The 13201-nt window shown below is 72.2% G+C and carries 9 protein-coding genes; 4 read left to right on the plus strand and 5 right to left on the minus strand.

The window, feature by feature from the left end; genetic code table 11:
- The first annotated feature begins 11 nt into the window (after positions 1–11).
- A complete protein-coding gene (locus ABD743_RS11815; protein ID WP_344721686.1) occupies positions 12–1067 on the plus strand; it encodes a M28 family metallopeptidase in 1056 nt (351 codons plus the stop codon).
- Between the two features lie 10 nt (positions 1068–1077).
- Here ABD743_RS11815 and ABD743_RS11820 read toward each other — a convergent pair whose 3' ends face one another.
- The 4 genes from ABD743_RS11820 to ABD743_RS11835 form a co-directional block, all read right to left on the minus strand.
- Positions 1078–1908: a TIGR02569 family protein gene (locus tag ABD743_RS11820; RefSeq protein ID WP_344721688.1), complete on the minus strand. Its 831-nt coding sequence runs from the start codon at positions 1906–1908 to the stop codon at positions 1078–1080.
- A gap of 95 nt (positions 1909–2003) precedes the next feature.
- Positions 2004–4922 (minus strand): hypothetical protein, encoded by a 2919-nt coding sequence (locus ABD743_RS11825; RefSeq protein WP_344721690.1) that lies wholly within the window; start codon positions 4920–4922, stop codon positions 2004–2006.
- 294 nt (positions 4923–5216) lie between these two features.
- Positions 5217–6389, minus strand: a complete 1173-nt coding sequence (gene moeZ / locus ABD743_RS11830) for an adenylyltransferase/sulfurtransferase MoeZ (RefSeq protein WP_344721692.1) — start codon at positions 6387–6389, stop codon at positions 5217–5219.
- 60 nt (positions 6390–6449) lie between these two features.
- Positions 6450–7334, minus strand: a complete 885-nt coding sequence (locus ABD743_RS11835) for an alpha/beta fold hydrolase (RefSeq protein WP_344721694.1) — start codon at positions 7332–7334, stop codon at positions 6450–6452.
- A gap of 333 nt (positions 7335–7667) precedes the next feature.
- Here ABD743_RS11835 and ABD743_RS11840 point away from each other — a divergent pair, with 333 nt between their 5' ends.
- The 3 genes from ABD743_RS11840 to ABD743_RS11850 are packed head-to-tail and all read left to right on the plus strand — an operon-like array spanning position 7668 to position 11617.
- Positions 7668–8588 (plus strand): hypothetical protein, encoded by a 921-nt coding sequence (locus ABD743_RS11840; protein WP_344721696.1) that lies wholly within the window; start codon positions 7668–7670, stop codon positions 8586–8588.
- Positions 8589–8632: 44 nt separating this feature from the next.
- Entirely contained in the window at positions 8633–10948 is a 2316-nt protein-coding gene (locus ABD743_RS11845) for a heavy metal translocating P-type ATPase (protein ID WP_344721698.1), read from the plus strand.
- Positions 10949–10993: 45 nt separating this feature from the next.
- Positions 10994–11617: a TetR/AcrR family transcriptional regulator gene (locus ABD743_RS11850; protein WP_241038906.1), complete on the plus strand. Its 624-nt coding sequence runs from the start codon at positions 10994–10996 to the stop codon at positions 11615–11617.
- 948 nt (positions 11618–12565) lie between these two features.
- Here the strand turns inward: ABD743_RS11850 and ABD743_RS11855 are convergent.
- On the minus strand, positions 12566–13129 hold the full coding sequence (locus tag ABD743_RS11855) for a ClpP family protease (RefSeq protein ID WP_344721702.1): 564 nt from the start codon (positions 13127–13129) through the stop codon (positions 12566–12568).
- Positions 13130–13201: the final 72 nt, after the last annotated feature.

Raw genomic sequence — 13201 nt, forward strand, 5'->3', positions numbered from 1 at the left:
ACCATGAACGGGTGCAGGTGCGCCCGGCGAAACCCCGGCGCCGCCACGTCAGATGGCGTATGGCCGCAGCCGTCACGGCCGCCACCGGCGCCGTTCTCTCGGGTTGCTCCTCGAGCGAGCCGACGGAGATCCAGCTTCCGCCGGTCACGAGCCCGTTGCACTCCGAACTCGTCGCGGGCGTGAGCGGGGCGGGGACCATGCCCCACCTGGAGGCGCTGCAGCGCATCGCCGACAACAACGGCGGCAACCGGGCCACCCCCGGACCGGGCTACGACGCGAGCGTCGACTACGTGGCGGGCGTGCTGCGGGACGCCGGGTTCGACGTGACCACGCCGACCTTCACGATGCGCCGCCGCGGTCAGGAGTTCACCGTCCGCAACGTGATCGCGCAGACGCGTACGGGTTCGCCCGACCACGTGGTGATGGCCGGAGCACACCTCGACTCCGTGCCGGAGGGCCCGGGGATCAACGACAACGCCACCGGCGTGGCCTCGCTCCTGGAGATCGGCACCCGGATGGGTGGATCCCCGCCGATCACCAACGCCGTGCGCTTCGGCTTCTGGGGCGCCGAGGAGATCGACCTGAACGGGTCCACTGCCTACGTTGAGGCGCTCACTCCGGCGGAGCGGGACGCGATCGCGCTCTACATCAACATCGACATGGCGGCCTCGCCGAACGCCGGCTACTTCGTGAACGGCGGAGCCGCAGGTCGCGGCAGCCGTTCAGGCCCGCCCGGTTCCGCCACCGTGGGGCGCGTGCTCATGGAGGAGCTCACCGCCAAGGGCGTCGCGGCGGAGCTCGTCCGCTTCGACCGCGGCTCGGATCACGTCCCGTTCGTCGAGGCGAACATCCCCACCGGCGGCGTCTACGCCGGCGACGGGGAGACCAAGACGCCCGAGCAGGCCGCGGCGTGGGGCGGCCAACCCGGGGTGGTCTTCGACGTCTGCTACCACCAGGCCTGCGACCGCGTCGATACGATCAACCGCACCGCGCTCGACGACTTCACCGACGCCATGGCGGGCACGATCATCCGGTTCGCCACCTCGCGGGAGGTGCTGACCCGCTGAGTGCGGATGATCAAAGCAGGGGCGCGACCAGCCGGGCCACCCGTTCCAGCCCGGCCAGTGTGCGGACCGACGCCTCCGGGTGCTGGGCGTGCAACGCGAGCCGGTGCAGCAGGGCACGCAACAACATCTGCGGCCACTCCGGCTGGTCGGCCCACCTCTGCAGGATGCCGTCGTCGGCACCGCCCCACGCCAGCGCGTCGACCACCACCACGGCGGCGGCCCACGCCTTCGGGCGCCAGCACGGGGTCAGCTCGATCAGCGCGGGTGTGCCGTCGTCGTCGAAGAGCACGGAGCCGAACAGCTCCGGGTGCACGATCTGCGGCTCGCTGCGAATGGGCGAGCGGTAGGGAGCCAGCCCGGTGAAGAGTTCACCGCCCGTGGTGGGGTCCAGCACGAGCCTGCGCTCGCCGAACGCCGCCGCTGCGGAACGCGTGAGCAGGTCGTCGCGGCCGTCGAGCAAGGCCGGTCGGGGCAGCGATGCCGTGGCCGCGTGCAGGCGACCGGCCACCTCGAGCACCGCGTCGTGCCGCGGCTCGATGGTGCCCGACACGAACCGGCAGGCGGCCCAGCCCGCCACGACCCACCGCCCGTCCGAGGAGCGGATCGGCCGAGCCAGGCGCAACCGCTCGACCTCGAGCCCGTCGAGCACGCGGGCCGACCAGGCGGCGACCGCGTTGTCCGGAACCGGCCTCACGAGGACGTCTCCGCAGTGCCACGCCCGCCGACCTGCCCAAACGACCGGCCGTGGTTCCTCGTTGCCCACTCCGAAGGCGGTGCGGACGTGCTGCGGAAGTACCGTCCCGGCCATCGCGGTCTGCGGAAGGACGGGGACTCCTGTCACGCTCCGCACGCTACCTGCGCCCCGTCCGTCATCGGGGCCGCCACGCGGAGGGGAAACGGACGTCGTGGCAGCGATGTCACGATCCCGGCCTACCCTCAGTCGCCGGAGTTAGAGGACCGCGAACCGCCGCCGCCATCCGACTTCTGGGACGACTTCCCGTTCTCGGACGACTTCGCCGACGAGGACCGCTTGCTCGTACCGGAGCCGCCGCCATCGTCGTCGGAGCCACTGCTGCGCGAGCTGCGACTCGATTCGCTGCGCTGATCCGACTTCCGATCCGACGACTTCCCCTGCGAACCCGACTCCTGGGACTGGGACTTCAGCCGCTGGGACTTGGACTGCGGAGACTTCGACGACGACTCCTTGCCGCTCCCACTCCGCCCCGACCGGTCGCTGTCACCGCCGCCGCTGGAGCGATCCGACTTCTGGGAGCCACCGGACTCCCCGCTGCTGCGCAAGGCTGCCGCGACCATCCCGAGCGCGGCCCGGGCCTTGCGCGCGTCGGAGGACGACCCTCCATCGCGAGCGCCACTCCCGTCCGAGCTGCGCGACGCCGACGGTCCGCCCCCTGACCTGCTTTCGCTCGAGGACTCGCCACCGCTGCGGTCCCCGCCGGACCGCTTCGTGCTGCCGCGCTCGCTGCTGGAACCGCTGTTTCCGTCGCGGTCGCCGTCGTCGCTGTCGTCGCGGCGCTCATCGTCCTGGTCGCCGCTGTCGTTCCGGTCGCCGGCACCGAGCAACCCACCGGACCGGCCGCTACTGCTGCGGTCACCGTCGTCGTCATCGCTGTCGCTCCGGCTGCTGCCGCCGAGCAAGCCAGCGGACCGGCCGCTGCTCCGTTCCCCTCCGGAGTCACTGCGGTCGTCGTCGTTACTACGGTCGTCATTGCTGCGGTCATTGTTGCGGTCGTCGTCAGAGCCGTCGCCGTCGTCGCCACCGTTGCGTGAGACGACGCCGAGCAGGCCGCCCGAGCGGTTGCCGCCGCTCCGCTCGGTGCTGCTGCTCCGGTCGCTGTCGCTCCCGTCCTCGCCGCCGTTCCTGTCCTCGCTGTCGCTCCGGTCGCCGAGACCGAGCAGCCCACCGGAGCGGTTACCGCTGCTCCGGTTGCTGTCGTCGCGATCGCTGCCGCTGCGGTCGTCGCTGCTGCCGCCGGATCGATCGCCACCGGATCGCCCCGCGTCGGAGCCGCCTCCCCCGGCACCGTCGACCACCTGGCTGACCCGCCGGATCAGGCCGCTGCCGCGCTCGCCGCCGGCCGAGGAGCCGCCGTTCCCGCTGTCCTCCCGAGCTTCGCCGCTCCGGCTCCCGCTGCTGTCGCGGCCGTCCCCGGCGCCGGCGTCCTCGGCACGACTGCCGCCCCCGGCCAGCACGCCGCCGACAGAGCCGACCACGTCACCCACCACGCCGGAGCGAGTGCCGCTGTCGCCACCCGACGACCCCGAACCCCCACGAGCCCGATCGTCCTCGGCACGGTCGGACCCGCTGTCTTCCCGGTCGGCGGCATCCCGACCGGAATCGGCGCGGCCTGCATCGTCGGCCCGAGCCCCGCCCCCGCCGAGCACACCGCCGACCGAGCCGACCACCTCACTCACAACACCACCCGCGACCGACTGCGCACCACCGTCCCCGCCGCCGGCACGATCGGTGCCATTGCCGCCGCGACTGCGCGATGCGTCCGCGGCAGGTCCCCCACCACGCGAATCGCCGCCGCGACCCGGCCTGGCACTGTCGCGGGGGCCGTCGCCGCCGGTCACCAGATCCACCACCGTGCCGCCGACCTGGGCCAGCGAGCTCGATCCACCAGCCGGCTCCCGGGGGACACGGTCGCCACCCGCGGACCGGCGGTCCGGGTCGTGGCTGTACTTCACCGCGTCGTCGCCAGGCCCACGCGGGTCGGGCGGGCCGCCGGTGTAGATGTCCTGTCGTTCCCGCTGTTGCCGCTCCTCACGGGCGAGCACGTCGGGCCTGCTGGGGGCCGCGCTCCGCTTCCGCTCGTCGCGCTCGTCGCGCTCGTCGCTGCGGCGGTCGGCCCGGATGGCCTCGAGAACCTGGTTGCTCACCGCCGCCGTCTCCTGGCCGTCGTCGGGCAACGGCGTGCGCACGGCGCTCTTCACGCCTCGCTCGAGGTTCTCCAATTCCTCGCGCTTCGCGTCGCGCTGGCGCAGGCGCAGGTCCCGCTGCTCATCGAGCGCTGCGAGCACCAATGCCTGCTCGGGCGAGCGCCGTGGGTCGGTCGGAGCGTCCTCCAAGGCCCTCTCGACGGCCTCGAGGTGCTGCTCGGTGACCTCCAGGTCGCCCTTCGTGCGGTCGAGCGAGCGGTAGGTGTCGATCTGGGACTGGAGCGTGGCCTTGCGGCGCTCGAGCAGCGCCTTGCGATCCCGCAGCGCAAGGACGGGGGCGGGGGGCACGGTCGCCTGGAGCTCCTGCGGCTGCCGGCTCCAGGCCTCCTCGGTCTGGGCGATGGTGTCGAGCTGCCGGTTCAGCGAGGTCAGGGTGACCTGGGCGCGGGCCGCCCACTCGGCCTCCGACTCCGGCCCGGGTACCGGCACGGACGTCGGAAGGGAGCCGACCGGCTCCGAAGCCGTGACGGCGTAGCCGCCGGCCAGGATCCCGGCGACCCCCAGCACCGCCACGGCCCGCCGCCTGCGCGTCGGCGGTCCGGCCGATTCGGTGCTGCGGCCCCTTCCGGCCAGCACCCGCGCGATGCCGCTGCGCCGCCACGTGCCGTGCGTCGGGTCGGCGGTCGCGGGGACCACCTCGACGTGGACGGCGCGCGGGGGCGCGTCAGCGCGGGGCTGCTCGTCGGCGGGTTCGATGAGCCATGGCAAGGTCTCCGCGAGACGCGAGCTCTGCTCGGACCGTAGCGACGCTGCCCGCCTGGCCTGCCGAGCAGCGGAGCGGTGCGCTGCTGAGCAGTAACGCCGGGCAGGACGCCCCGGAATGTCCTCGATCGCGATGTCGCACCCGGGCAGGGCGCAGAGTCTCGCGTTGTCGTCCACCAGTGCGACCCCCATCGCTGGATCGACGGGCGGCGCACCTCAGCCCGGCGCCGCTCCGTCAGGCCACCGTTGGCGCACGCTCGCGCACCCCACGCCGCGGCACCGCAGGATCCGCCTTGATCATTTCAAGATCGGCACGGTACCGGGGAAGTCGATCTTTTGTCACTGCTCCATCCGGCGCTCAGCGCCAGCGAGTAGTCACTCTCCGTAGCTCACGGCCCATCAGTCACAAAGCCGGCCCGAAACGACTGCGGCACCCGGGGCAATGCCCCGGGTGCCGCAGTCACGATCTGTGGACGAACAGCCCGATCAGTACGTCGGGAGCGAGGGGTCGACCTGCTTGATCCACGCCAGCACACCGCCGCCGACGTGCACGGCGTCCTTGAAGCCCGCCTTGTGCAGCGCGGCCAGCGACTCGGCGGACCGGGCACCCGACTTGCAGTGCAGCACCACCGGCTTGTCCTGCGGGATCTCCGACAGGGCCTCCCCCGACAGGATCCTGTCCTTCGGGATGAGCTTGGCGCCCGGAATGCTGACGATCTCGTACTCGTTCTGCTCACGGACGTCGATCAGCGCGAAGTCCTTGCCCGCGTCGATCATCTCCTTGAGCTCGAGCGCCGTGATCGTGTTGCCCGCCGCGGCCGACTGCGCGTCGTCGGACACCACGCCGCAGAACGCGTCGTAGTCGATGAGCTCGGTGATCTTCGGGGAGTTCGGGTCCTTGCGGATCTTGATGGTGCGGTAGCTCATCTCGAGGGCGTCGTACACCATCAGGCGCCCGAGCAGGGGCTCGCCGATACCGGTGATCAGCTTGATGGCCTCGTTGACCATGATCGAGCCGATCGACGCGCACAGCACGCCCAGCACGCCACCCTCGGCGCACGAGGGCACCATTCCGGGCGGCGGGGGCTCGGGGTAGAGGTCGCGGTAGTTCAGGCCCTTGCCGTTCGGGGCGTCATCCCAGAACACCGAAGCCTGGCCCTCGAAGCGGAAGATCGAGCCCCACACGTACGGCTTGCCGAGCAGCACCGCGGCGTCGTTGACCAGGTACCGGGTGGCGAAGTTGTCGGTGCCGTCGAGGATGAGGTCGTAGTCGCGGAAGATGTCGAGCGCGTTCGACGATTCGAGCCGCGTCTCGTGCAGCCGCACCTCGACGAACGGGTTGATCTCCTTGATGGAGTCGCGCGCCGACTCGCCCTTCGAGCGGCCGACGTCGGACTGGCCGTGGATGACCTGGCGCTGCAGGTTCGACTCGTCGACCACGTCGAACTCGACGATGCCGAGCGTGCCCACACCTGCCGCGGCCAGGTACAGCAGCGCGGGGCTGCCGAGCCCACCGGCCCCGATCACCAGGACCTTCGCGTTCTTCAGCCGCTTCTGACCGGCCATCCCGACATCCGGGATGATGAGGTGGCGGCTGTAGCGCTCCACCTCCTCCTTGGTCAGCTCGGCGGCCGGCTCAACGAGCGGCGGAAGCGCCATGGTTCGAACTCCTCGGTTCGGTCGTCGTGCGTCAGCGGTGGTTCCCGTCCTGTGACAACGTCACGACCGGGTGCTGTCTTCCCGGTGTCCAGCCTGCCACCGACCGGCCTCTACCGCGTCCCACATGCCCGCAACGGCCTGGGCCACAGCGTCCGGAGCCTCGATCTGCGCGACGTGGCCGACGCCGGGGAGCATCAACAACCGCGATCCCCGCATGACAGACACCGTGCGACGGGCGAGCCGGGGCGCCATGAGCTTGTCCCGATCGCCCCACACCACCAGCGTCGGCGCCTGCACCCGGGCCGCCCTCGCCCACAGCGACTCGCCGTACAGCCAGCTCGCCACCATCGCCTTCCCGGTGAGCTCCGTGGCCTCCTTCGCCCACTCCAGGCGGGCACGCGCCTCGAACTCCTCGGCGGCCTCGGCGAGCCGGTGCTCCGACGCCGCGCTCGGGTCGCCGAAGCACAACCGGACCATCTGCTCGGCACGGTCGCGGGCGTTCGGCACCGTCATTCCCGCCCTGGCCCATCTGCCGATCCCCGGCAGCAGCGCGAGCAGCATCCGGGGGTCCGAGACCCGCCGCGGGTCGGGCCTGCGGTCCGGCATCGCCGGAGAGATCAGGGTGAGCGTGCGGACGAGCTCCGGGCGCCGCGCCGCGACGGTGAGCGCGATGGCACCACCGAAGGAGTTGCCGAGCAGGTGGACCGGACGGCCACGCCCGGCCAGGAAGCACAGCAGCGCGTCGGCATGGCCTGCCGGGGTGTAGTCGCGCGAGGCGAGCGGGCGGGACAGCCCGAATCCGGGCAGGTCGACGGCGGTGCCGGCGGCCCGGGTGCGCAGGAGGCCCGCGACGTCCGTCCAGTTGGTGGCCGAACCGGAGAGCCCGTGGACGTACACGGCGTCGACGTCGTCAGGGCCCGGCGTCTCGCGCACGTGCAGTGTCACGCCGCCGGATGTGACTTCGCGGCCCGGCCACGGCCGCCGTAGCGGATCCCGCGCGGGCATCGTGGCGGGGTCGGCCAGCGGGAGTCCGTCCGGGACCACCCGGGCGGGGGTCGCCCGGGTAACGAGCGGGCGAACAAGTGCGTACACGGCGGAGGACACCAGTCGAGCAATACCTGACGCGCCCCGCCGTGACCACCCCAGAGAAGGACGGCTCCACCGGCGAGGGGCACAGAACAGCCCGGGTGCCATACCCCCCGCTGGTATTTTCGGATCAGTGGCGCTACCCAATCGGCCCCCAGCCGTTGTACGGACGTAAGCGAGGGGAGGCGGCGGATGAACGCAGCGTTGCGGCTGTCGGGCTACACGGCAGTGCTGGCGCTGGTCTTCGCGGCGGCATGGGGCGTCGGCGCGGCCGTGGGCGCGCCCGCCATCGCACCCCCGCCCGCGGCTCCCGTGGCATCTGCCGTTCCCCACGACGGCATGGGAGCCGGCTCCGCCGACGACGGACATGCCCACCGGCACGGCGCCGATGAGGTCGACTCCGCAGGCCTCGTGGCGACGGCGGCCGGCTACACGTTCGTCCCCAAGCTCACGACCTATCGGCCCGGGGTGCCCGCGGAGCTCGCCTTCACGATCACCGGTTCGGACCGCAGGCCCGTCACCAGGTTCGACGTCGAGCACGAGAAGCAGATGCACCTCATCCTCGTGCGTCGCGACAGCGCCTGGTTCCAGCACCTGCACCCCACGCTCGCCCCCGACGGGGTCTGGCGCGTGCCGCTGATACTCCCCGTGCCCGGGATCTACCGCGTGTACGCCGACTTCGTCCCCACCGGCGGCCCCCCGCTCGTGCTCGGCACCGACATGTTCGCGCCGGGCGACTTCGACCCGGTCTCCTTCCCGCCGTCCCGGGTAGCGCAGGTGGGCGACTACCAGGTGCGTCTCGACGGCGAGCTCATCCCCGGCAGCCCGTCGCAGATCTTCGCCACGGTCAGCCGGGACGGCGCCGCCGTCACCGACCTCGAGCCCTACCTGGGTGCCTTCGGCCACCTCGTCGCCCTGCGCCAGAGCGACCTCACGTACCTGCACGTCCATCCCGACGCCGCCACCCCGGCTCCCACCGACCGCTCCGGACCGGGCATCGCCTTCACGACCGAGGTGCCCTCGGCGGGCACCTACCGGCTCTTCCTGGACTTCCGGCACGCAGGCACCGTCCGCACCGTGGAGTTCACCGTCATGACGAGGGATGTGCCGTGAGCGAGCTCTCGACACAGCCCCCGCCGGCGCAGCGAGGAACTGCGATGAGTGCCACCGCGGAGGACGCGGCCGCCGTCGCAGCTCCTGCCGAGATCCGCAGGATCGAGCTGAGCATCGGGGGCATGACCTGCGCGTCCTGCGCCAACCGGGTGGAGCGCAAGCTCAACAAGCTCGACGGTGTCACGGCGTCGGTCAACTACGCCACGGAGAAGGCCCGCATCGACTACCCGGCCGGGCTGGAGACCGCCCAGCTGGTGGCGCAGGTGGAGGCGGCCGGCTACACCGCGCGGCTTCCCTCTCCGGCGTCCGAGCCCGGCGCACGGCCGGCGGAGGGCACCGACCCGGCGCGCGCGCTGCGCCGGCGGCTGGTGCTGTGCACGGTCCTCGCCGTACCCGTGATCGCGCTCTCGATGGTGCCGGCGCTGCAGTTCACCTACTGGCAGTGGATCTCGCTGACGCTCGCCGCGCCGGTCGTGGCCTGGGGTGCGTGGCCCTTCCACCGCGCGGCCCTGGCGAACCTGCGCCACGGCGCCGCCACGATGGACACGCTCGTGTCGGTGGGCACGCTCGCCGCGCTGGGCTGGTCCGTGTACGCGTTGCTGTTCGGCACGGCGGGCGTGCCGGGTATGACCCACCCGTTCACGCTCACCATCGCGCCTGGCGGCGGGACCGGTGCGATCTACCTCGAAGTCGCCGCGGGGGTCACCACCTTCATCCTCGCCGGGCGCTACATCGAGGCCCGTTCCAAGCGCCGGGCGGGGGCCGCCCTGCGGGCGCTGCTCGATCTGGGTGCGAAGGACGTCGCCGTGCTCCGGGCCGGGTCCGAGGTTCGCGTCCTGATCGACCGGCTCGCCGTCGGCGACCGCTTCGTCGTACGGCCGGGAGAGACGATCGCCACGGACGGCGCGGTGGAGGACGGCAGCTCCGCCGTCGACGCCTCGATGGTCACCGGGGAGTCCGGGCCGGTCGAGGTGCGGCCCGGCGACACCGTGATCGGCGGCTGCGTCAACTCCGGGGGCCGGCTCGTCGTGCGGGCCACGCGCGTAGGCGCCGACACCCAGCTGGCGAGGATGGCCCGGCTCGTCGAGGACGCGCAGAACGGCAAGGCGGAGATGCAGCGCCTCGCCGACCGTGTCTCCGGGTACTTCGTTCCGGTCGTGATCGCCATCGCCGCGGCGACGCTGGGGTTCTGGCTGGGCACGGGCGGCGGCACAGCGGCCGCACTCACCGCAGCGGTCGCCGTACTGATCATCGCCTGCCCCTGCGCGCTGGGGTTGGCCACGCCGACGGCGCTGCTGGTCGGCACCGGCCGTGGCGCGCAGCTCGGCATCCTCATCAAGGGCCCGGAGGTGCTGGAGTCGACCCGCCGCGTCGACACCGTGCTGCTGGACAAGACCGGCACGGTCACCACCGGCGTCATGGAGGTGCACGCGGTACGCACCACGGACGGCGTGGACGCCGACACCGCACTGCGTCTCGCCGGGGCGGTCGAGGCCGCCTCCGAGCACCCGATCGGCCGGGCGATCGCCGCGGCCGCCGAGGCCGCCACCGGAGCACTCCCCGGAGTGGCCGAGTTCGACAGCCTTCCCGGGCTCGGCGTCCGCGGCGTGGTCGCCGAGCTCGTCACCGGGGACACGGCGGAGGAGGTGGTGGCGCACGCGGTGCTCGTCGGCAGGCCGTCGCTGCTCGCGGAGCACGACATCGCGCTGCCTGCGGACCTCGTGACGGCTCAGGAGGCTGCCGAGGCCGAGGGCCACACGGCCGTCGCGGTGGCCTGGGACGGCGTCGCGCGGGCACTGGTCCTCGTCGGCGACGCGGTCCGGCCCACCAGCGCGGACGCGGTGCGCGGACTGCAGAAGCTGGGGCTCGCGGTGATGTTGGTCAGCGGCGACAACACGGCCGTTGCCCTGGCCGTGGCAGCCGAGGTGGGCATCGAGGCCGATGCGGTGATCGCCGAGGTGGCGCCCGAGGACAAGACCGCGGTAGTGCAACGGCTGCGAGGCGAGGGCAAGGTGGTCGCCATGGTCGGCGACGGCGTCAATGATGCGGCCGCGCTGGCCGCCGCCGACCTCGGACTCGCCATGGGCACCGGCACCGATGTGGCGATCGAGGCGAGCGACCTCACCCTTGTGCGCGGCGACCTGTTGGCCGCCGTCGACGCGATCCGGCTGGCCCGGAGCACGCTCGCGGTGATCAAGGGCAACCTCTTCTGGGCGTTCGCCTACAACGTCGCAGCGCTGCCGCTGGCTGCGGCCGGATTGCTCAATCCGATGATCGCGGGTGCCACGATGGCGTTCAGCTCTGTGTTCGTGGTGACCAACAGCCTTCGGTTGCGTAGTTTTCTGCCTACCCACCGGTAGGGTGTGCACTCCGCCCAGCAGGGTGGACGAACGGAGGGGATCCGCATGTCCGAGACGTCGGCGCCGGTGCAGCGCGGTAGCCGGTTGTCCCGCACAGCCCGGCGGGCCCAGTTACTGGTGGCCGCCCGCGACGTGTTCGCCGCCCACGGCTACCACGCCGCAGCGATGGACGACATCGCCGAGCGGGCCGGCGTCAGCAAGCCGGTGCTCTACCAGCATTTCCCCGGCAAACTCGAGCTCTACCGTGCGCTGCTCACCACGTACGCCGACGAGTTGGTCGACCGCGTGCAGCAGGCCATCGGGGGCACCACCGACAACCAGGAGCGCGTCGACGCCGCGGTCGCCGCGTACTTCGACTTCGTGGCGGGCGAGGGCCAGGCCTACCGTCTGATCTTCGAGTCCGACCTGCGCGGCGAGCCGGAGGCCGCGGCGGTGGTGGAGACCGCCCTCACCCGCTGCATCGACATCGTGGCCGAAGCCGTCACCACCGACGCCGGGCTCGACACACCCCGCGCCCGCATGCTGGCCGTGGGCCTCGTCGGACTGAGCCAGGTGGCGGCCCAGTACTGGCTCGACTCCGACCAGGCAGTGCCGCGTGACGAGGCCGTCGCGCTGATGTCCAGCCTGGCCTGGCGCGGCCTCGCAGGCTTCCCACTGGTACAGAGCTGACCCCTGGGCGCCCGCCCCGGGGGCAGCCCATGATCGACATTTCGGACCCGGCAGCGGCCCATGCTGCCGTCCGCGACCCCAAAGCGATGATCATGCCTGCGGCCTCGTGCTCCGCCGGTCCCGTACGCCCATCGCCGTCTCCATGATCAACGACTCGGGCCCGGCAGCCGCGTAGAGCCCGGTCCTCGGTCCCGAAACAGTGATCACGTAGCCGCGCCCATGAACCGGATGGCGCGGACCCATGATCACCGCTTTGGGACCGGCAGCGGCGCAGGGCGCGGCTCGCGGCGCCGAACCGGCGATCATCCCGGCGGCCCCGCGGCTGACCTCCCCCTGAGGGCGCTCGCGTGCCCATGATCGACACTTCGGGCCCGGCAGCGGCCCATGCTGCCGTCCGCGACCCCGAAGCGATGATCACCCACCGAAGCCGCGCCGCCCGCCGGCCCCGGGGACCCGGGACTCCCCATGATCAACGATTCGGACCCGGCAACGGCGCACCGCACGGTCCTCGGCACCAGAACGATGATCACGGAGCCGTGTGCCTGGCCAGCTGGTTGGCCGTCCCGAGGGGCTCCAGCGCCCATGATCGACACTTCGGGCCCGGCAGCGGCACATGGTGCCGTCTGCGGTCCCGAAGCGGTGATCAACCCGGCGACCTCGCCCTCCGCCCGGCCCCGCACCTCGGAACCGCGAGCCGCCCGTTCCGATTGCGCGAGTCGCCCACCCTCCGTGCGGGAATCGCCCCCCGGGCCCGCGAGCCGCCGGCCTTCCGCGCCCGAATCGTCCGCGCCGAGCCTGTGAGCCGCCCGCTCCCGTGCGCGAGTCATCCTCGGGTCCGCGAGTCGCCCGTTTCCCGTGCCGAGCCGCCCCCGGCCCCCCGAGTCGCCCGCTTCCGGACGCGAGTCGCCCCAGCGCCGCGAGTCGCCCGCCCGGCACGCCCTCGTCCGTTCAGTGCCGGGCGATCACGCGGTCGATGAGGCCGTAGTCGGCTGCCTCCCGCGCGGTGAACCATCGGTCACGGTCGAAGTCCGCCTCGACCCTCTCGAGGGCCTGGCCGCTGTGCCGGGCGGTGAGTTCGGCGATCCGGCGCTTGAGGACGGTCAGCATCCCGGCCCGGATCACGATGTCGGACTCGGTGCCGCCCGCGCCGCTCGACGGCTGGTGCATCATCACGTCGGCGTGCGGAAGGGCGAGGCGCTTGCCGGGTGCGCCCGCGGTGAGCAGGAACTGTCCCATCGAGGCGGCCATGCCCGTGGCCACAGTGGACACGTCGGGCTCGATGGCGTGCATCGTGTCGTAGACCGCCAGGCCGGCGAAGACCGAGCCTCCTGGCGAGTTGATGTAGAGCGTGATGTCCTCGGTCGGGTCCTCGGCGGCGAGCAGCAGGAGCTGAGCGACGACCCTCGTGGCGACCGCGTCGTCGATCTCGCCGCGGAGCAACACGATCCGCTCTTGCAGAAGCCGGTCGTACACCGAGTCGTCGAGGGTGAGAGCTCCGTTCGAAGTGGTCATGGCGGCGGACGCTAACGGCGACGCTCGGTCCCTAGACCGTTTCTTCACGGCGGGCGAAAACCTTCGCCCACA

It is taken from the genome of Pseudonocardia yunnanensis, from assembly GCF_039534065.1.
Lineage (GTDB): Bacteria > Actinomycetota > Actinomycetes > Mycobacteriales > Pseudonocardiaceae > Pseudonocardia > Pseudonocardia yunnanensis.